At 41.3% G+C, this 21246-nt stretch carries 14 protein-coding genes and 2 pseudogenes; 12 read left to right on the forward strand and 4 right to left on the reverse strand.

Annotated features, from left to right (window positions below):
* The first annotated feature begins 104 nt into the window (after window positions 1-104).
* The 7 genes from IPJ86_13785 to IPJ86_13815 all read left to right on the forward strand — a co-directional run bounded on the left by IPJ86_13785 (window position 105) and on the right by IPJ86_13815 (window position 14452).
* Window positions 105-452: a DUF308 domain-containing protein gene (locus tag IPJ86_13785; GenBank protein ID MBK7888308.1), complete on the forward strand. Its 348-nt coding sequence runs from the start codon at window positions 105-107 to the stop codon at window positions 450-452.
* Window positions 453-454: 2 nt separating this feature from the next.
* Window positions 455-1687: an imidazolonepropionase gene (locus IPJ86_13790; GenBank protein ID MBK7888309.1), complete on the forward strand. Its 1233-nt coding sequence runs from the start codon at window positions 455-457 to the stop codon at window positions 1685-1687.
* A 10-nt stretch (window positions 1688-1697) separates the two neighbouring features.
* Window positions 1698-2753 carry a formimidoylglutamase gene (locus IPJ86_13795; protein MBK7888310.1) on the forward strand — a complete coding sequence of 352 codons (1056 nt, stop codon included), beginning with the start codon at window positions 1698-1700 and terminating at the stop codon, window positions 2751-2753.
* Between the two features lie 225 nt (window positions 2754-2978).
* Window positions 2979-4655 carry a glutamate formimidoyltransferase gene (gene ftcD / locus IPJ86_13800; GenBank protein ID MBK7888311.1) on the forward strand — a complete coding sequence of 559 codons (1677 nt, stop codon included), beginning with the start codon at window positions 2979-2981 and terminating at the stop codon, window positions 4653-4655.
* A gap of 574 nt (window positions 4656-5229) precedes the next feature.
* Window positions 5230-5634, forward strand: coding sequence for a hypothetical protein (locus tag IPJ86_13805; protein ID MBK7888312.1), 405 nt, complete (start codon window positions 5230-5232; stop codon window positions 5632-5634).
* Window positions 5635-5849: 215 nt separating this feature from the next.
* A complete protein-coding gene (locus tag IPJ86_13810; protein MBK7888313.1) occupies window positions 5850-12920 on the forward strand; it encodes a T9SS type A sorting domain-containing protein in 7071 nt (2356 codons plus the stop codon).
* Window positions 12917-14452 (forward strand): T9SS type A sorting domain-containing protein, encoded by a 1536-nt coding sequence (locus tag IPJ86_13815; GenBank protein MBK7888314.1) that lies wholly within the window; start codon window positions 12917-12919, stop codon window positions 14450-14452. The genes IPJ86_13810 and IPJ86_13815 overlap by 4 nt, the downstream gene beginning before the upstream one ends.
* 462 nt (window positions 14453-14914) lie before the next feature.
* Here IPJ86_13815 and IPJ86_13820 read toward each other — a convergent pair whose 3' ends face one another.
* The 4 genes and pseudogenes from IPJ86_13820 to pdxH form a co-directional block, all read right to left on the reverse strand.
* Entirely contained in the window at window positions 14915-15616 is a 702-nt protein-coding gene (locus IPJ86_13820; protein MBK7888315.1) for an SAM-dependent methyltransferase, read from the reverse strand.
* 83 nt (window positions 15617-15699) lie between these two features.
* Window positions 15700-16218 carry a hypothetical protein gene (locus IPJ86_13825; GenBank protein ID MBK7888316.1) on the reverse strand — a complete coding sequence of 173 codons (519 nt, stop codon included), beginning with the start codon at window positions 16216-16218 and terminating at the stop codon, window positions 15700-15702.
* Window positions 16172-16963: a metallophosphoesterase gene (locus tag IPJ86_13830; protein MBK7888317.1), complete on the reverse strand. Its 792-nt coding sequence runs from the start codon at window positions 16961-16963 to the stop codon at window positions 16172-16174. Before IPJ86_13830 ends, IPJ86_13825 begins: the two co-directional genes overlap by 47 nt.
* A 254-nt stretch (window positions 16964-17217) precedes the next feature.
* Window positions 17218-17865: pseudogene (gene pdxH, locus IPJ86_13835) on the reverse strand (pyridoxamine 5'-phosphate oxidase).
* Window positions 17866-18159: 294 nt separating this feature from the next.
* Between pdxH and IPJ86_13840 the strand changes: the two are divergent.
* The 5 genes and pseudogenes from IPJ86_13840 (at window position 18160) to selD (ending at window position 21103) form a co-directional block, all read left to right on the forward strand.
* Window positions 18160-18354, forward strand: a complete 195-nt coding sequence (locus IPJ86_13840; GenBank protein ID MBK7888318.1) for a YqgE/AlgH family protein — start codon at window positions 18160-18162, stop codon at window positions 18352-18354.
* The gene (locus IPJ86_13845) at window positions 18342-18659 is read left to right on the forward strand and encodes a YqgE/AlgH family protein (GenBank protein MBK7888319.1); all 318 of its coding nucleotides are present in this window, start codon (window positions 18342-18344) and stop codon (window positions 18657-18659) included. Before IPJ86_13840 ends, IPJ86_13845 begins: the two co-directional genes overlap by 13 nt.
* Before the next feature lie 308 nt (window positions 18660-18967).
* Entirely contained in the window at window positions 18968-19369 is a 402-nt protein-coding gene (locus IPJ86_13850) for a hypothetical protein (protein MBK7888320.1), read from the forward strand.
* Window positions 19329-20012 carry a hypothetical protein gene (locus IPJ86_13855; GenBank protein MBK7888321.1) on the forward strand — a complete coding sequence of 228 codons (684 nt, stop codon included), beginning with the start codon at window positions 19329-19331 and terminating at the stop codon, window positions 20010-20012. Before IPJ86_13850 ends, IPJ86_13855 begins: the two co-directional genes overlap by 41 nt.
* Before the next feature lie 45 nt (window positions 20013-20057).
* Window positions 20058-21103: pseudogene (gene selD / locus IPJ86_13860) on the forward strand (selenide, water dikinase SelD).
* Window positions 21104-21246: the final 143 nt, after the last annotated feature.

Consider the following 21246-nt stretch of genomic DNA (forward strand, 5'->3'; position numbering starts at 1 on the left):
TTCAGAAAAGTATCATTTAGAAAAACAATAGTTGATAAATCAGTCCGTGTTTGAATACTACCCCGCCCTTCCTTTACACATTTTGCGCTAATATTGGGGGTGCCATGAAGAAGGAAAATTTCTACAAATTAGCTCACTATATTTCAGGTTTTGTAGTGATTCTGCACGGGATAAATGAAATTGATCGCTGGCATGGTTCGCCCTGGTTTTATTTTATTACAGGATTCCTCATGCTACTTGTAGCTGTTTTTCATCATCGTGTTGAAAAATTTTTAAAAAATGGGGAAGGAGTGATTTTTCTATTAGAAGGTGCAGTTCAGCTTTTTATTGCTTTTCATTATTTTGAAGTGGGAAAGAAGGCTTTACCTTTTGCACACTTGTTGGCGACAATGCTGTATTTTTATGTGGGCATTATGAAACTTAAAGGTGAAACACCTTTTAGAAAAAAATAAATATGAACAGAAAACTAATTATAAACGCCAAAGGTATTGTTCAACACGGACGCAGTCATGTGGTGCGCGGAAAGGATATGAAGGAATTGCCCGTCTATGAGAATGCATGGCTCGTGATTGAAGGAGATAAAATTTGTGATATCGGTAATATGGATGAACCCTTTCATACTCCTGTGAATGATGTCATCGATGCAGAAGGTAAATATATTTTCCCGGCATGGTGCGATTCTCATACTCATGTCGTTTTTGCAGGGTCTCGCGAGAAGGAGTTTGTGGATCGGATTCATGGTCTCAGCTACGAAGAGATTGCCCGGCGGGGTGGGGGCATCCTGAATTCTGCAAAGCTTCTACAAAACACGGAAGCATCAGAACTATATGACAGCGCTCTGGAACGTCTGAACGAAGTGATAAAAACCGGTACAGGTGCCATCGAAATAAAAAGCGGATACGGTCTTAGTTTCGAAGCTGAATTAAAAATGTTGCATGTGATTAAACGGCTGAAAGAAACCTCTCCGTTAATTATTAAAGCGACCTTCCTCGGTGCACATGCATTACCCGCAGAATTTAAAGAGAACAGGAAGGAATACATCGATATGCTGGTAAATGATTTGATACCAATAATTGCTGAAGAAGGTCTTGCGGATTACAACGATGTTTTTTGCGACCGTGGCTTTTTTACGGTGGAAGAAACAGATCGCATTCTCGAGGCCGGTTGCAAACGTGGACTCCAGCCAAAGATTCATGCCAATGAACTTGATTTTTCGGGAGGTATTCAGGTAGGAGTGAAGCACAATGCACTTTCTGTAGATCATCTGGAATGCACAGGTGATGAAGAAATAGCCTGCCTGCTCAATAGCAATACGATGCCGACACTCTTGCCGGGAACTGCATTTTTCTTGAAAATTCATTACCCGCCCGCCCGAAAAATGATAGATGCCGGACTCCCCGTCGCACTCGCTTCAGATTACAATCCCGGCTCTTGTCCAAATGGTAAAATGCCCTTCGTCTGTTCACTCGCCTGTCTCTATCTCGGCATGAGTCCTGAAGAAGCCATTAACGCAGCCACCTTAAACAGCGCCTATGCTATGGGAGTAATGGATCTGGCCGGAAGTCTGGTGAAAGGTAAAAAAGCCAATCTCTTTATCACGAAGAAAATGCCCTCTCCCGCTTATCTTCCTTATGCCTTTGGAAGTGATTTAGTGGAAAAAGTATTTTTAAATGGCGAAGAACAATAGGTGAATGGAGATGTCGCTGCAGATTTATGATACACTTCGTATCGCAGAACTGGTTCGCCCTCGACAGGGAGAAACACGACTCGGAGAAAAGATCCAAACTATTCCCTGGGCCTATCGGTCGAACTGGCCCGATATGCTGGATAAAATGTCCGGCAAGTATGTGCTGCTGGGTTTACCGGAAGATGTCGGTGTAAGAGCGAACTTCGGTCGTGGCGGTGCTTACTCCGCATGGATTCCCGCATTGTCAACGTTGCTCAATACCCAAAGTAATCAGACATTGGATGGAGAGGAAATTATTGTCCTCGGACATATTGATTTCACTGCAGCCATGAATGCAATGAAAAACCTCGACGTACAAAAAGCAGCAGACCTGGAACGTTCTCGTGAACTCGTAAATGAAATTGATGATGCCGTTTATCCTGTCATCGCAGCCATCGTTTCTGCCGGCAAAGAACCCATCCTAATTGGCGGCGGACATAATAACGCCTATGGAAATCTGAAAGGAACAGCACTCGCTTTAAATAAAACCGGAACCCAAGAAATTGGTTGTATCAACTGTGATGCCCATAGTGATTTACGTCCGATGGAAGGTCGACATAGCGGCAATGGCTTCAGCTACGCCCTTCACGACGGCTATCTGCACCGTTATGCTATGATTGGTTTACATGAGATGTTCAATTCCTCTGCTGTCCTCGAAAAAATCACCGGCGATGAACGCCTCGACGCCTCCTGGTTTGAAGATATTTTCATTCGTGAAAAACTGACCTTCAAAGAAGCCGTGGACCGGGCCATCGCCTTCACCAAACATCTTCCCATCGGCCTCGAACTCGATCTCGACACCATACAAAACATCCCCTCCAGTGCAAAAACTTCCAGCGGACTCACCACCCTGCAAGCCCGCCAATATGTACATTGGGTAGCTGAACAATCGGATGTAAAATACTTCCATCTCGCCGAAGCCGCTCCCGTCCTTTCTCATATCAAAACCGCCCTCAAAACCGGTAAACTCATCGCTTATCTCATCTGCGATTATATCAAAGCCCGCAACAACAAAAACTCTGCTTAAATATATAAAATCCATTTCACCCACGATGGAATATCAATCACAAAAATCCGCGTAAATCACTAAAATCCGTTTAATCAGCGTTCCCTTTGAATTGATATATACTGTTAAATAATAGAATTTCACCTCATCAAAAAAATAATCATAAAAAATCATAACCATCATAATAATCTGCGGCCCCTTTAAAGTTTTATTGACCCGCAAATTAATACTTCTACCTAAATTTCTATGAAACAACTCATCGAATGTGTTCCTAACTTCAGCGAAGGAAAAGACCAAAATGTTATCCAACAAATCACTGACGCTATCCGTTCCGTTGAACGCGTTAAACTATTAAATGTTGATCCGGGTAATGCTACCAACAGAACGGTAGTCACTATCGTCGGTGAACCGGATGCTGTTGTAGAAGCCGCATTTCGTGCAATAGCCATGGCAGCACAACTCATCGACATGAGCAAACATAAAGGAGAACATCCCCGCATGGGCGCTACCGATGTATGCCCTTTTATCCCCGTTGCTAACATCAGCATGGAAGAAACAGCGGCATGGAGTAAAAAACTCGCTGAAAGGGTAGGGAAAGAGTTAAACATTCCCGTCTATCTCTATGAAGATGCACAACCCAATAAAGAACGCAGCAACCTTTCGGTAATACGTGCCGGTGAGTACGAAGGATTTTTTAAGAAAATCAAGGAAGCTCAATGGAAACCTGATTTCGGACCTGCCGAATTTCCTGCAAAAACAGGAGCTACCGTTATTGGTGCCCGCGACTTTCTCATCGCTTATAACGTTAACCTCAATACGAAATCGGTAAAGAGAGCCAACAGTGTTGCTTTTGATATCCGTGAAGCAGGAAGAATAAAAGTGGATGAGAAAGGAAATAAAATCCTGGACAGCGCCGGTAACGAAATACGGATTCCCGGTTCATTGAAAGGAGTTAAAGCGATCGGCTGGTATATCGACGAATACGGCATTGCGCAGGTGTCCATCAACATTACAAAATTCAGAGAAACGCCCTTGCATATTGTCTTTGAAGAATGCTATGAGAGTGCCCATCGCCGCGGACAACGTGTGACGGGCTCGGAGTTGGTCGGACTTGTGCCCTTATCGGCCATGCTGGAAGCAGGAAAATATTTTCTGAAGAAGCAACGCCTCAGCGCCGGAGTGAGTGATGAAGAATTGATACATATTGCCGTCAAATCCATGGGACTCGATGAACTGGGACCCTTTGATCCGAAACAACGCATCATCGAATATCAGCTTTCAGAAAATCAACGGCAACTGATCGATATGAATCTGGTGGCATTTGCCAATGAAACCGCAAGTGAATCACCGGCACCGGGAGGAGGATCTATATCGGCCTATGTCGGTGCACTGGGTGTTTCGTTGGGTACGATGGTGGCTAACCTCAGCTCGTCTAAAAAAGGATGGGAAAGCCAATGGGAAGAATTCAGCGAATGGGCAGAAAAAGGACAAGTGTATAAAAAGCAATTGCTGCATCTGGTGGATGAAGATACAAGAGCCTTTAACGGCATCATGGAGGCTTTCAAACTCCCAAAAGCCACTGACGAGGAAAAAGCCGCACGAAAAGCAGCCATTCAATCCGCCACCCGAAAAGCCATTGAAATTCCATTTCAGGTAATGGAAACCGCCTTCAACAGCATGACCGTAATGAAAGCCATGGTTGAAAAAGGAAATCCAAACTCTATCACCGACGCCGGTGTAGGAGCGCTCTGTGCACGCACAGCCGTCATCGGGGCTCATATGAATGTCCGTATCAATGCCGGAGGTTTCACTGACAAAATCTTCCTGGAAGAAATCCTTGGTAAAGCAGCAAAAATTGAAGCGGATGCGATGAAGATGGAGAAAGAAATTATTGATTATATTAATAAAGTGATTGCTGGTTAATTTGAAAATGGGATGATTTGAAAATTTGAAAATGGGTTAATTTGAAAATTTGAAAATGGGTTGATCTCCCTGGCGGGAGACAGGTTTGAAGATTTGAAAATGTGTGGATCTCCCTGGCAGGATACAGGTTTGAAGATTTGAAGATTTGATCGCGAAGCCTCGATGTGTTGATCTCTCTGGCAGGAGACAGGATTGAAGATTTGATTGCGAAGCCTCGCGATGTGTTGCTCTCTTTGGAAGGAGACAGGTTTGTTTCGTGCATTGGCACCTGATCGATAGCGACCATTGCAAAAGCGAGCAGGGGTTGAGCAAGTACAGCCTCGTTGCCTTGGATTGCCCAAATCCATAGTGTTCGCCAACTTTTGCTACATCCCTGGAGGAAAACCTTGACAACCCGTAATCCATCAAGCTCGTTACCTATTTTCATTGGAATTTTCAATTTGAATATTATAGAACCGGAACATTTAGGTCTTAACCATTTGGATTTTTTCATAGATTAATGAAAACTTAACATGAAAAAATTTGTTTTTGAAAAATTACTTTTACTTTTGAATCAACATAAAATCTATTTTCCATGAAAACTACCAAATTTCTTCGCCATGGTCTTTTAATTGTTTTATTCTCGGCAGCGACATTTATAGCGCAGGCACAAACTCCTATAGATGCCTATGTCACCACCACAGTTCCTGTAAATGATAGTGTAGTTGGGACGATGTTTATCACTTTAGCCGATACCATCCAAGTTGATTTGATAGAGATTAAACTGGGTTCCAATTCAGGAGTTAATGACCTGTTTAATTACAGTTTTACCTATGACCAAACTTCCGGACTTCCTGCAGGATATGTATGGAGCAGAACAGGCAATAAGCTGATCTTGCAACTCGGAATTTTTGCGTACTCAGATGTTCAGTTTGGAAGCGTGAGAATTAAGCAAAGCAACGGCAGCTTTAGTGATGCTTTTGCTTTTGTGACTAATTAATAGTTAGGAAGTCCGAAGTGTCCTTTGAATGCATTGGTTGGAAAGAGGGGTGATTTTGTTAAGATATTGAGTTAAGAGTCTCAAAAGTTGGAGTATGGTTTTATGTGTGGTTTGTTAGGACGACTCTAACGGGAGGTCGTTATTTGATTCATCATTAGTTTGTAATTGTATATTCAAGTACGTTATTGATACAACCCTTCAAAAACATGTAACCCATGAATCATTTCGTCATTGTCTTAAAAAAGACCTTGTGCCAAGGCACTTTGTCAATTAACGCCTGTTTAGTTCTTTTGCTATTGTTTCCTTCTTCATCTTTTGCCGGTAATTACACCTGGAACGGTACTACAAACAATAATTGGGGCACAGCTTCCAACTGGTCAGGCGGGATTGTCCCCGGGTCTAACGACACCATCACCATCAATTCCGGGAAACCCAATCTGGAACTTGATCAGAATCGAACTGTGAACCGGCTTGTTCTGAACGGGAGCACAATAGATTTAGATACCAATGAATTATATGTCACTCAACGTGCCTCATTTAATGGTGGTGATGTCATAGGAGAGTCATTAAAACTAAGAGGAATTTATGCTTTTTTTCAAGGTACAGATTTTAATTGTACCTTAGATGTTGTGGTAGGACAAATAAAGTTTTCTGGAGGTACATTTGACCAGACCGGCTCCTTTGAACAAAACGGCGGTGCCAGTGGTTGGGGTGCGGGAGGCTGTGTTTTTAATGATTCAGTAACTATTAAAAACTCGGGGGCTACCTATCTCCGTATGGGAGAAACTTCCGGTGATATCTTTAACGACAAGGTTACTTTTATCAGTACCGGCGTTTATGCTCTGCAATTGTCGTTTGGCGATACCAGCCAGTACAATGGAAATGTATTTATTAATTGCACCGGCAATGGCGGCCTTAGCTTTTGTGCAGGGACCAATGCCGCTGCTATCATCGGTGCGGGGAAGACCCTTTCAGCAGGAAGCAGTGGGTTGACAGCTGGAGTGATTACACTTAAAAATATTGTGCAATCCGATTCAACCACCCAATCCATTATTACTACAGGCACCAGTACCTTAAGTATGCAGGGCTGTTCCTTTGCCGCGGCATTTACTGTTTCTACCCCCAGCCTGTTGGTGAAGACCAGTACTTTTTACAATGTAGCCGCTTTCACTAAAACCGGTAATGCCACCAACCACTGGGAAGGCGGCAATGTGTTTTACGGAACCACCACCATCAACAACAATACCACCGGATCGGGTATACTGCGTATGTCATTGCAGTCGGGTGATGTGTACGCGGGAGATGTGACTTTTAATACCAGCACCGGATATATTCAGGTTGCCTTTGCCGATACAAGTACCTTTGGAGGAGATGTGACTACCAACAATTCAAAAGTGGGCTTCAGTTCAGGCAGCGGACTTCTGCAATTTAACGGAGGCGAAGATCAGGCCCTGACCACCGCAGCCATTATTTCTGCTCAGAAATTCATATTAACAAAACCCGGTGGCCTGCTCACCACCAACCGACAAATTACCATCGACAGTGTCCTCACATTAAACGGAGGAGTACTAAGTACCGATTCGCTGATCACGTTAAAAGCACCGGCAATTGTAAATGGTGGAAGTAACATGAGCCATGTAGAAGGACCTGTGAAAAAAATCGGGAATACGGCTTTTGTTTTTCCGGTGGGTGATCAGGGGCAATGGAACCCCATTGAAATTTCAGCACCAACTCAAACTACGGATGCATTCACCGCCCGATTTTATCTTGAAGGACAACCCTATGGTAGTGCAGCAGATACCACCATTCGTTTATTAAATACATGCAGCTATTGGAATTTAACCCGCACAACAGGCTCTAGTAATGTATATGTGTCGCTTTACTGGGACAGTATTGCCTGCGGATTATACGATACTACAAGGTTAATTGTAGCCGCATGGAATGGCACAACCTGGAAAAATGTAGAGAAAGAAGGAATCACCGGAAATGTGATGGCAGGTAAAATCAAGAGTTTTACATTGACGAATTATTACTCTTCATTTACCTGGGGATACAAACCTGATCCAGGCCAGCCAATTATTATCCCTATTAATCCCGTGCTAAATACCACCACTTCAGATCCTTCCTGGAATCATCCCATCTCTGAGGATTATTTTGGTTACAATGGCTCCAGTGTATTAGATGAAGGACAATATTGGTCTGATCTTTCTTCCAACTCAGTTTTACTGCACAATGGAATCAGCAGCATTCGGCATAATGGTGGAACAAATGGTAATTACTGGGATTGGCGAACAGGATGGTTTATTCCGGAAAATGAACTGCCCAATGATTGGTTTTACCTGAAACGATCGCATAAAAAACCGTTTCCTGATTTACTTCCCGATGGAACTTTTGTAAATGAAATGCAGTATTTTAAAATATGTAATGATGCTGTTGCCGGGCGACCCATTTTCCAATTCAACAATCTGACATCTGGCTTTAACTACGAACTGGCGAGCCTTTACAGAGCGCACGAGTTGAATCTACCTGTTAAGTATGTAGAATTAGGAAATGAGTTCTATTTTAATGATGAGCATTATAAAGAAGTATTTCCCTCCTCTTATGATTATATTAACTATGCTAATGCATTTACTGATGCTTTAAAAAGCAAGGTGCCTTTTGCAGATGTTCAGGTGGCGGTAGTTGGATCATCGTTTAGTGAAAACTCGGCCGGACGTAGATCACTTTGGTTGGAAACAATACTTTCCAACATACAAAACGTCACAAACCGTCCTGATGCCATCACCATTCATGAATATTATACCAGTGGATTGAGCAACCCTATTGATTTTGCTCCTTATAATATCGGACAAATGTTCATCAAGCCTTTTATAAAAGGTGACGATCTTATCGCTAATGAACTGCAGGCTGTTGAAGACAGGAGTAGTGCATTAAGTTTGAATCCTCCTTTAGAAGTCTGGCTCACCGAGTATAACATGAATGATGATGTAAGTAATAATGTAGGGACATGGGCGCATGGATTATTCAATGCGATTCAAACATTGAAGTATCTGGAATCACCTTTAATCACTCATCTGAGCTCACATGCCATGACATCAGATGCAGTATATGGCAATATTTTTGAATCGAACAGGGGTTTTCAAAACCTTGCAGAGGGACAGCTACCTGAAAATGTTAAATTAGTTGGTGCCGGTAACTTCGAAACTACTCCATTCGGCTTTACAGCTTCCGGTGCCGCACAAAACGAGATTGCATTGGCCATGAAAGGAACTGGGGTGGAAGCGCATAGAATTGATTTCAGTCCAAATTCTACAGCAATAGGAAATATTAGTTACTTTGACGCAAATGGAAATTATGTAACCAGCAATAATTTGTTGAATCTATATGGATGGTCCTTTGAAAAGGAGGAAGGTTTTGAAGCTATCATTTTAAATTTGGGACAAGCTGTTTATTCGATAGGCAATCCATCAGATTTAACTTCTATCAATCCTATAACAAATGTACCTCAAAGTATGGTGCAATTAACTACTATAGATCCAACTACAGGTTTAGGAAGTATCGTAACACTTCCCGTGGCAAATCAGCTTAATAATAATTTATATACAACAGGCGAAATTAATATTGCTAGTGGAGTGGTATCAATTCCTCCTCACTCGCTTACTCGAATCATCTACAGAAATCCCGGTACAATCACAGTTCGTTTAACCGATGATGAAATCTGTGAAGGGACAACTACCTCTGTTCTGGTTCAAGGAGCAAATTTTAATTCAACTATTACATTGGAGGTAAAACAAGGATCTACAACCGTTTATTCTAATAGCATTTCTGATTCACTCTTCCATCTTCCTACTAACCTGGATCCGGGTACATATACCCTTTTCGCCAATGATGGCAGTGTCACATCCGATCCTGTAAATTTAATTATTCATCCTGCAATCAGCGTTGTGGCTACTGCCGAGACATCAGAACCATGTGCCGACATCCCTGAAATCACATTAAGCGCAAATGTAACGACATCAAATCAAAACTCTAACCTTAGCCATTCCTATTCTTATCTTTGGGTTCCTGATGGCGAAATAACAGATCATAATCCTTTTCAGCAGTCCATTAATATTAATAACATTAATATGAAGACGAATGCTTATCAGGTATTTGTTTACGATGGATTTTGTTGGGCAAGCAGTAATATAATTGAACTCGACCGAGGTCCGGTAAGTGTTGATTTAGGCAATGATTTTACGGTATGTGACAATAATGTAGATTTTGATTTGCGAGCAAATACTACTTTATCACCTATGGTGAATACCGGGACCTTACATTATAAATGGTATGAGAATAATATTGAAATTCCTTCTGCAACCACAGCGGACATAACAGTGCCGAATCCAGGTATAGGAATAATACCTTGGACTTACAAGGTGCAAGTATGGTCTGACAACGGGGTAGATAACAACGAAGGATGCCCCCAATGGGATGAAATAACAGTGAATGTAGTACCATGTTGCAGTTGTTCTTCTGCTGTAGAATTAAATCCATATGCTTATTCGGTATTTATAGAAACTGTTGAAACGGTATATAATGTGTCACATACAGAGGATTTGATTAGTGCAATAAATGGCACAACCATTTCAACTCCAACGTACGATTTACTCAACAAAACTGTTACTATTTCTCCTGGAAGTACTGGAACTCCCACTATCTGTATAAACGGAGAGTTTTGGGTAAAAAATTTCGTGTATACTCTTAATAATATTGATAATCCCATTAATACAATAATCATCGAAAAATGTACATTACGTTTAGGTGAAGATGCTAGAATTAGAGTAAGAGGTTTGTCGAAGCTAATTTTGAAAGGATGCCTGGTAGAAACCTGTAGTACTTCCACCATGTGGGATGGCATTTACGTTGACATATATGATCAGGCAGTTACTGAACCCGAGTTGGAGATCACAGAATATGTTACTACTTCTACTCGAACCACCATCCGAGATGCAAAAAATGCGTTAGTGTTGCGCCGGGATTCACCATTTATGATTGAAAAGTGTGATTTTGATAATAATTATGTGGATGTACTGATGGAGAAGTATAATAAATCCATTAGCCAGGACAGATCAGGCAATGGCGTGAATGCCTTTTCTCAAAAAAACTATATTAGAAGTTGTAGTTTTTCAAAAACAGGTAGCTTGCTAGCCCCTTATGCCGGTATCCAAAAACTGGCCGGTATCCGCTTACGAGATGTGGAACGGGTGGTGATTGGGGACAGTTCAATGAACTCGAGTGTTTCATCCAATACGTTTTCCGATGCGAGTTATGGTATTATGGCATACAATGCCGGATTTGAGTGTTACAACAATACATTCAGCAATATACTTTATGATGTTGATGGAGCGTCGGTAGAAGAAAAACATAAAGGCTCCTGCATTTATTCCTACTCTGCAAGCGATTACAACGACCGTAAAACGATTATCGGTTGCAAGAATTTCAATTCGGGTGCACCGGCATCGCATAAAAATATTTTTACTTCATCTGTGAATGGCATTGTTTCAGTTGGAGAGATGAATTTGAAGGTGTTTAATAATGTGTTTGGTGATGATGAAGGTGATTTGAACGAAGCAATAAGTAATACCGGGGTATGGGTAGTTTCACCCGCAAATAAGGAAGTATATATTACCAGAGAAAATACATTTTACAATTATAATGTTGGAGTAAAAGGTTTTATATCTGATCCTAGAGGGAAATTCAATGTTGGTGAAAACTTATTCTTAGGAACCTGTTCCATTCCTTCTACTCCTCAATCTTTTCAAGGAACTGCCATCTGGGTAGGCAGTAAGTACTCCTTTAATTGGATACCTAATGTTCCCTATGTGAGTATATTCGAAAATACAATTGGTGAACCGGGTTCAGATATATTTCAACCACGTCTGGGTATTTTTGTTTCGCTAATAACGAGTGCACTAATTTCGAATAACCATATCTATTTTGATCATTCTTCGGTGCCGCCATATCCGTCTCTGGGTATTTGGATGCAGGGAAGTTCTCAATCTAAAATTTCCGGTAATACGATTAGTAATCAGTCCACATCAAACTCATTATCGAATCTTCTTTTAGGTATACGTTTGGATAATAACATCAACCCCTGCATCAGCACCAACACACTGAATTATATGGGCAACAGCATTCAGTTTTTAGGCAACCATGGTCAGGTAGCATTGGCTGAAAATACAATGAATTATTACGACAACGCTATTTCATTGATCAATGCGGATATCGGAGTACAGGGACTGTTTGATCCAACTAATAATCAAAAACGTACTGATGACAATTTGTTTTATCATAACCCGGCAGGCTTGCAACCGGACAGGGTGATCGGAACAACAGGTCTTGGAGTACCTATTTCCTGGTATTTTGATAATTCGTCTCCCGCTAATAACCAAATATATAATCCGGATATTAATAATAATATTGGTCCACAATTATTAGTTGAACAAGGAGTTACTCCAAACCTTGCTCCATTAGAATGCCCGGTGATTACAAATCCTGTGGCGCGCAATTTGGCCTTTGGATTCATCACCGGTGATTCAGCAAGATATAATGAGGAGTATATGGAATATTTCAATCATTTTGCAAAAAGTGGGTTGTATGAAGTACTTAAAAATGATACGAATCTGATTAGTATGGATAATGCGGCTGATTCTTCTTTCGAAGCTTTTTATGAAGAAATGAGCGCAAGTAATTTTGCAAAATTTGACAGTGTCAGAAATTATATTGAAGCTGGAGATTTCTTAGCCGCAGAGCAAGTGCTGGAGGGCATCAACGATACCAATGCCGTGGAAGGTTATTTTAAATCGGTTTATGAATTATGTTTGAACAAGAGCATAACAGATTCAGCACTTACTAATTCTGACAGTAGCTTTTTCTATGATATCGCGAACTTGAATGCGTTGCAAGGAGGAGAAGCATCCTATATCAGCCGTAACCGATTGTTTTATGAAGTGCATGACGGAGCATTGGCAGGAGGATCCAGAATAAGAAATATTCAGACAATGGCATCTAACATATTTGAGGTGCTGATATACCCTGTACCTGCAAAGGACAACATCTATCTTACTTATAAAAACGATTTACCTGATTGCATTTATATCTATGATGGACAACAGCGCAGAGTGTTGAAATCGGAGAATGTGAATTCAATTGATTTAAGTTCTCTTTCTGCAGGATGTTATTTTTTGGAATTTATGAAAGATCAAAAAAGATTGGACAGTAAGAAGCTCATCAAGTTAAAATGAAAAATCTGTTAGTTAAATATAGATTTGTAATTATACTAATTGCCCTCTGCTATGAAGTGAAAGGACAGACGCAGTTCAATAATAATTATTGGGTATTTGGGGATAGTGCAGGCATAAACTGGAGTAATCCTTCAAATCCCACAATGTTTAAATCGAAAGTACGTGGAAGAGGTTCTTGTGTATCATTAGCTGACTCCAGCGGGTTATTAATATACAGTCATTCAAATTATACTACTGCATTATTTAATCAATCCCAAACCTATAATAGACATAACGAACCCATTCCGGAAAGTGATAGCTTATATGTTGAGGCCTGGTATCATGAGATGGTATTAATACCTCACCCCGGCAATGATTCGTTAGTTTATTTGTTTACAATTGGTGTCAATTCATTTGATGGTTTATATTACACCCTTATTAATTACAAAGCCAATAATGATTCGGGGGTCGTTATACAAAAAAATGTAATAGTACAACAGGTGCCCGCTTTTGATGGGCTTACTGCGGTGCGTCATGGTAATGGAAGAGATTGGTGGTTGTTGTTTAAAAAATGGGATGGAACAGGGCAGACAGGAAATAATTTAACTTATTGCTATCTGATTAATCCAAATGGAATTGATACTTCATTAATTCAAAGTATTGGTCCATTCTTTACTACAGGTGGTGGTCATTTGATTTCAAATTTGAATGGAAGCAAATTGGTTCATATTGATTGGAGAGGATTAATTCTTTTATTTAATTTTGATCGATGTACAGGATTATTATCTTTTCCTATTACGATTCAAGCGGAACGTAGCGGAAATCCATATCCGTATTATTTTTCAGCCGCATTTTCTCCCGATGACAGCAAGTTATACGTGATGAGTATTGCTTATTTAAATCAACCCGGTCAAAATGATACATTGTTTCAATTTGATTTAACAGCTCCAAATATTTTTTCAAGCAAGCAAGTGATTGCGGTATTGCCAAGTTATGAACTGGGAGCAGGTAATATGCGTTTAGCTCCGGATAATAGAATTTACCTGACATCAACAGATGAAATTGCAAGTATTCCATACCCTGATTCATTATTCACTACCATCAACACCCATCTCAGCGTCATAAATTATCCTGACTCTTTAGGAGCTACTTGCGATTTTCAGCCATATAGTTTTTACCTTGGTGGGGCAAGGACTTATTACGGTTTGCCTAATAACACAGATTATGAACTAGGCGCGTGGATTGGAAGTCCTTGTGATACGCTAACCGTAGGTGGTGAACATATAGTTCCAAATAATGAAGTCTTCTTCCAAGCCTGGTATAATCCCGATTGGAATATGATTCACATCAACGCCTCCAAACTTAAAGGGAGAACGGGGAGTTTGCGGTTGTTTGATATGGAAGGGAGGTTGGTGTACGAGAAAAAAATTGAGGTGATAGCGGGAGGGTATGTGACGGGAGAGATACCGATGAATGCGGTGGCGAATGGGGTTTATCTGGTCAATTTAATTACTGATTCGGAAAGTGTTTCGTCTAAGTTAGTCAAATTTTGATTTGAAAATTTGAAAATGTGTTGATTTGAAGATGGATGATCGCGAGAATTCGCGACGCAGGGGTCGCAGGGAACTATCATAATAAATCATAATAATCATAAGCAATCTGCGGCCTATCAAAATAGTATTGAACATCCGGTTTTTTCAAATTGAATCCGTAAATTCAAACCTCTGATTGCGACGTATAGCAATACTTTCTATTTTAAAATAATTCATATGACCGAATAATATTAATCATTTTAGATGAATGACAATTGTCGTCTCCGAAGGATTTTTCCTTTTTAACCACGGAGATACAGAGCACTTGGAGCTACACGGAGGATTTTTACTATAATAACACTGATTATGTATATTCAAAACATTCATCATTCCGTATTCTAAGACTCATCAATTTTATTCTAAAACATTCATCATCCCGAGGCTTCGGGACAACCACTCATTAATTCATCAATTCCTCCATGCTTATCCAATCAAAAAAACACAGGGTTTTTTATGTAGCTCCGGTGGGGACTTTTTCCAGTCTTTAACTTTTAAAGTTCGGATGTGTTCATCGGGGGTGGTGAGATCGGAGGCGAGGCAAATTTTGGTTTCACCGCTGAGATATTGAAGTAAATCGGCGAGGAGTTGGTTGTTGCGATAGGGCGTTTCTATGAAGAGCTGAGTTTCTTTCTTGCTTTTTGCTGCTTCTTCCATGCGCTGAATTTTCTTCATGCGCTCCGCTTTATCAATCGGTAAATAGCCATGAAAGCAAAATTGTTGTCCGCTGAGTCCGGAGGCCATCAGAGCGAGTAGGAGAGAGGAAGGTCCTACCAAGGGCATGACTTTATATCCGTTTCGGTGGGCTTCGGCCACCACTCTGGCACCGGGATCAGCAACACCCGGACATCCCGCCTCACTGAGTAATCCCATCGAAATACCTGACTTCATCGGCAAGAGCAGCTCAGCCATATCCTGATCGGGTTGATGTTTATCTAATTCCTGAATAACAAGCTCTGATTGAGGAATCGTAATGCTGCAGGTTTTCAAAAAGGCTCTTGCTGTCTTGCCATCTTCTACAATAAAATGTTGCAGACTGCGAATGACGGTGAGTGTACCTTCAGGTAAAAAATCTTGTACATGAACTCCACCCAATGAAGATGGTATCAGATATAGTTTTGAAATCATCCTGCAAAGGTATCTTTTGGAGAATAAAACCGTAGCGTTAAATCAAGATACTGATCACCAATTATTGATTACAACTTCATGAACTAACCTTTATGCAATTCAAAGACGGTAATCTCCGGTAAAATCCCTACCCGCCCGGGATAGCCCAGGAATCCGAGTCCGCGGTTCACGTAGAGATGCTGATGTCCTTCAGTGTATAAGCCCGCCCATTCTTTGTACACATACTGCACCGGACTCCATTTGAAAAACGGCAATTCCACTCCAAACTGAAAGCCATGGGTATGTCCGGCCAGCATCAGGTGAATATTTTTAAAATCCTTCAAGACTTCTCCTCTCCAGTGACTGGGATCATGAGAAAGCAAAATATTGAAATCGCTATAGTCGATATCCTTTGTCGCCAGGGTAAACTCCCATACTTGGGAAAACGAAGATGCATACTGTAATTCTGCACACCAATCAGGGTTATTCGCTCTCCGTCTTTTTTCAATGTGGCGATGTTCATCCATCAGGATATCCCATCCCATCTCCTTATGCCCTTTTATCAGCGTATTCAGGTTATCCACCTTTGCCTGATCTGAATCCCAGGGCAACGTAGTCACCATAGTCGTGGTTACCCAGCGTAGAATAAATTCCCTGACGTGCTTTAAGTTTTGAGAGTGCAGGTTTATGTATATTCAGTTCCTCCGATTTATTATTCACCAGATCGCCCGTAAAAAGAATGATATCTGCTTGTTGTTCGTTGATAATTCTCACCGCCTCTTCGAGGGGAGAAGTGCTAACAAAACTACCCACGTGTAAGTCTGAAATTTGTACAATTTTATATCCCTGAAATGCTGCAGGGAGATGGGGCAATGTGAGTTTGATATTCTTGACCTGATAATCATAGGCGCCACGCACCATTCCATAAATCAATGACATGAACGGTAAGGAGCCGAGCACTAATCCTGTTTTGATTAAAAAATCAGATCGTGTAATGGCATTGTCAGGTATCACACTCAAGGACTCACCGGCCTCTTTTGGCGAATTAAACATCTTCTCAAAAGCCCATCTTGCCCCTCTGAAGATATCATCTGTCAACAAAAAAAGCAGAATAAAAATTTTCGAGAACGTCAACACGAAAATAAAAGCACCGGAATAAGTCTTCAAAGCCTTTGGCCAAAGATCCCAATCGTAAATTCGACTAGCCAGCAATACAACCACACAAAAAGCAGTCATCGACCAGAAAGTAATGGTAGTTACTTTTTGAAACATCTCCGAACTATTGCGCATAGCAAATTTGAATGCCTGAAAAACATAGAAATCTAATGCAACAAGGATGATTATAAAGATAAGAATTCTAATGGTCATAGTGATGGAACAAACTTATAGTGATATTGTTATTTTTTGGCTTCCGGCTTCAGGCTACCAGCTTCCGGCTACCAGCTTCCGGCTGCTTGCTTCTGTGCTGACAAATGGTGCAACTTTAAACTTTGAACCTTGAACCTTGAACTTTAAACCTTGAACTTCTCGTCAGCAAGGCTTACGTCACATCGCCCGTGGTCCTTGGCGAGTGAAACCTTAAAATCAGACGATTCAGTTCGATTAATATTTAAATTAACATCCTAAGGTGCTAATCCAAACACCATCCAACCCGTCGGACTATCTTCATAGAGGAAACGATCATGGAGGCGGTTGGGACGGCCTTGCCAAACCTCGATCCGATCAGGAAGGACTATGTATCCTCCCCAATGTGCAGGGCGGGGATGTCTTTTCCCTCGTATTGTTTCTCTAATTGGGCTATATTTTCTTCTATCACTTCCCAGCTTTTTATCACTGAACTTTGCGCAGAAGCCCATGCTCCGATCTGACTTTCTCTTGGGCGGCTGGCGAAGTAGGCATCACTTTCTTCCGGACTCACTTTCTCAATACGTCCTTCAATTCTAACCTGCCTTGCCTGTAAGGTCCAGAAGAAATTAAGGCTGACAAAGGGCGACTCCGCCATTTCCTTTCCCTTCCGGCTATCGTAATTGGTGTAAAAAACGAACCCTCGCTTATCTACTCCTTTCAACAGAACAATTCTGGAAGAAGGTCTGCCTTCATTTTACCATGCTAAGGTCCACCGCATTAGGTTCAGATACACCGGCTGCTATGGCTTCCTTCATCCAGGCTTCGAATTGATCTAAAGGGTTCTCCAGCAGGTGATTCTCACTTAAGATACCCTTATCGTATTGTATACGAGACCCTTGCAAATATTCGTTCAGATGCTTCATAGGGCTCAAAGTTAGGTGTAAAATCAACAAAATAAATTGTAAGGTTCATTATCAACATGATCCAATATTACATGTCTTTTGCATCTTTTTTTACAAACCGTTGGCGTTTGACTTCCGTATCAATGTAAGGCTGGCATACTTTTGGCCTTTGCTACAGATAGTAAAAACTTGATTCAAATCCGACAGATTATAAGAAGGAGAGATCAGCAATGAGCGATAAACAATTAAAAAAGAGGTTATGAAAAAGTTATCTAAACCTCGGTCCAGGGCAGCCTCCTTATCTCGGGCCTTTTTTTGGTCGACTCTTATTTTAAACGCGCAGTAGTATTACTCAGCGAACACGATGATAAAGGAACGCTGGGGTTCATTCTAAATAAACCAACCGATGTCACTTTAAACGAAGCGGTAGATGATTTCCCTGAGTTTGAGTACCTCTCTATTTTGGAGGTCCCGTTGAAACCGATACACTATTCTACATCCATACAGTAGGTCACTTGCTGGAAGGATCAAAAGAAATATTGAATGGAATTTTCTGGGGAGGTGATTATGAACAATTGAAATTCTTAATCGACACCAAACAAATACGCCCTAATCAAATAAGATTCTATGCCGGCTATTCGGGCTGGGAACCCAAACAACTGGACCATGAGCTAAAAGAAAATCATGGCTGGTCTTTAAAGGAAGTAAACAATTCACCTTCGCCGATGATCCTCGCTCTTTATGGAGTCAGGTGCTCCGAAGTATGGGCAATGAATACGCCATACTCGCGAACTTTCCGGAGGATCCGAATCTGAATTAAAAAATTTTTGAATTGGGTTAACGATAAAGGAGGGCCGGGGGTTCTCCTTTTTTTATAATGCTTTTCGTAAGGTGAAACTTTATCGAGGGGGGATTACGAATGTACGAATGATTACGAAAATACGAAATACAAATTAACGAATACGCGAATTGATGAATGTACGAATTGACGAAATTACGAATTGACGAATGTACGAATTGGTTACAGAGAGCATCCGTGAAAATCCGTTCAATCTGTGTAGGCCTCCAGGACTCCGTGTTCCCCCTTGGGAGTTTTGTTATGACGAATGGTTAGTTTTGCAGTATGCAGGTGCAAGTACTACCGATAAATGATTTTTTGTTGCAAATGGGTTTGAAGAAACCATTGCTCCTTGATACCAGGAGTGAAAAGGAATTTGAAAAGGCCCATATTCCGGGTGCTATTTCATTGCCCTTGCTTAACAATGAACAACGGCATATTATCGGTACCGTGTATAAGAAAGAAGGGCGTCAGGCGGCAGTGCTGAAAGGCTTTGAATTGGTGGGTCCGGAGTTTCATGGGAAAATCAAGTTTGTTTTAAAAGAAGCAAAAGACAGACAGGTGTTTCTGTACTGTTGGAGAGGAGGAATGCGCAGTAATATCATGGCCTGGCTGTTAAAAATGGCAGGACTGAAAGTGGTCTTGCTTGAAGGTGGGTATAAGTCATTTTCGACATTGGATCATTGAACAACTCAATCGACCATTGAAAATATTGATTCTCGGTGGGAAAACAGGAAGTGGAAAAACAGATCTCCTGAAAATGATGCGCAGTCGTGGTGAACAAACCATTGACCTGGAACAATTGGCATCTCACAAGGGCTCTGCTTTTGGCCTATTGGGCATGCCTCCTCAGCCCATGCAGGAACATTTTGAAAACTTATTGGGGATGGAGATGCATCTCATGAATGAAACAGAAATAGTATGGTTGGAGAACGAAAGTCGGGGCATCGGAAAACTGATTATCCCCAATGCGCTATTTGAAAGTATGCGATTAGCCAAAGTAGTAGAGCTGGAGGTGAGTCACCGTGAACGTATGGATAGAATTCTCAAAGAATACTGTATTTTTCCAAAAGAATCTTTGGCTGAACATACCCGCAGAATTGAACGTCGTCTCGGTGGTCAGCATATGAAAGCTGCATTGGCATTTCTGGAGGAAGATCAGATGGAGAAATGGCTGGAGATTATTTTAGGTTATTACGATAAAACCTATGCATTCAGCAATGAAAAACGTGATCAGAGTCAGATCCATTCCTTGTCGTTTAGCTGGAATGAAGTGGAGTCCGGTCTGAATAACATCATTCAATCTAAAAATAAATTCCAGGCCATTTGACTTTTTCACTACAATCTTAAAATTAAACCTTGAAAATAAATTGAAATGTCAGAAACAGTGAAGTTGACGCAGTTCAGTCACGGCTATGGTTGCGGATGTAAAATAGCTCATGCAGTACTGGATGAAATTTTAAAAGGAAATGAAACAACTACCTCTTTTCCCGGATTGCTGGTGGGCAATGATAGCCGCGACGATGCAGCTGTTCTGGAGATAGGAAATGGTCTGGCTTTAGTCAGCACAACAGATTTCTTTATGCCTATTGTTGATGACCCCTTCGAATTCGGTCGCATTGCAGCAACCAATGCGATCTCTGATATCTATGCAATGGGAGGGAAGCCGAACCTGGCCATTGCTATTTTAGGCTGGCCGGTGGATAAACTTTCTCCGGAAATTGCCGGTCGTGTAGTGGCTGGAGGCAGATCAGTTTGTGAAGATGCAGGTATCCCTCTGGCAGGTGGACATAGTATTGATAGTCCGGAACCCATTTTTGGTTTAGCCGTGAACGGGATAGTACATACCGATAAATTACTCCGTAACGATACAGCACAACAGGGAGATGTTCTTTTCTCACCAAACCATTGGGAGTAGGTATCATCACCACTGCGGAAAAGATGGGTAAGGCCGGAGCAGCTGATGTAAAAGCCGCCATAAGGTCCATGACAACATTGAACAGAATAGGAGAGCGCCTGGGTGAAATTTCGGGGGTGCATGCCGTTACAGATGTCACAGGTTTCGGGTTATTCGGACACTTGCTGGAGATGGCCAGAGGAAGCGGACTCGCAGCAGAACTCAACATCAAAGCCCTTCCTGAAATTCCGGGACTGGATATTTATATGGATCAATTTACTATTCCGGCGATCACCTACCGAAACTGGAACAGCTACGGACATCTCATTCAAGAAATCGGAGCCCGGGAATTGCATCTCGGCTGCGACCCTCAAACCAGCGGTGGATTACTCATTGCTATCGCAGAAAGTCAGGTAGATGAATTGATAGGACTCATGAAAGAATATAAAATTCCAGAGACCTGTATGCAGCCCATTGGAAGAATGATAAGACAATCCGGTGAAAAGTGGGTAGAGATTCATTAAATTACTTTTATGTATATCGCATTTACCGTATTTCGCTCTTTCCTCTGAAAAATTCCGACGATGTATATATGATTATCTAAACATAAATATTTCTTAGGGACCACGGATGACACAGATTTTTATGATTTTCGCAGATTTGTTTT

This window comes from Bacteroidota bacterium (genome assembly GCA_016713925.1).
GTDB lineage: Bacteria > Bacteroidota > Bacteroidia > AKYH767-A > OLB10 > JAJTFW01.

Excerpts from the sequence above, each read along its gene's own strand:
- IPJ86_13785 (MBK7888308.1), top strand. The coding sequence starts at position 105 with ATGAAGAAGGAAAATTTCTACAAATTAGCTCACTATATTTCAGGTTTT.
- IPJ86_13820 (MBK7888315.1), bottom strand. The coding sequence starts at position 15,616 with ATGATTTCAAAACTATATCTGATACCATCTTCATTGGGTGGAGTTCAT.
- ftcD (MBK7888311.1), top strand. The coding sequence starts at position 2,979 with ATGAAACAACTCATCGAATGTGTTCCTAACTTCAGCGAAGGAAAAGAC.
- IPJ86_13805 (MBK7888312.1), top strand. The coding sequence starts at position 5,230 with ATGAAAACTACCAAATTTCTTCGCCATGGTCTTTTAATTGTTTTATTC.
- IPJ86_13790 (MBK7888309.1), top strand. The coding sequence starts at position 455 with ATGAACAGAAAACTAATTATAAACGCCAAAGGTATTGTTCAACACGGA.
- IPJ86_13815 (MBK7888314.1), top strand. The coding sequence starts at position 12,917 with ATGAAAAATCTGTTAGTTAAATATAGATTTGTAATTATACTAATTGCC.
- IPJ86_13795 (MBK7888310.1), top strand. The coding sequence starts at position 1,698 with ATGTCGCTGCAGATTTATGATACACTTCGTATCGCAGAACTGGTTCGC.
- IPJ86_13850 (MBK7888320.1), top strand. The coding sequence starts at position 18,968 with ATGCAGGTGCAAGTACTACCGATAAATGATTTTTTGTTGCAAATGGGT.
- IPJ86_13810 (MBK7888313.1), top strand. The coding sequence starts at position 5,850 with ATGAATCATTTCGTCATTGTCTTAAAAAAGACCTTGTGCCAAGGCACT.
- IPJ86_13830 (MBK7888317.1), bottom strand. The coding sequence starts at position 16,963 with ATGACCATTAGAATTCTTATCTTTATAATCATCCTTGTTGCATTAGAT.
- IPJ86_13825 (MBK7888316.1), bottom strand. The coding sequence starts at position 16,218 with ATGGTGACTACGTTGCCCTGGGATTCAGATCAGGCAAAGGTGGATAAC.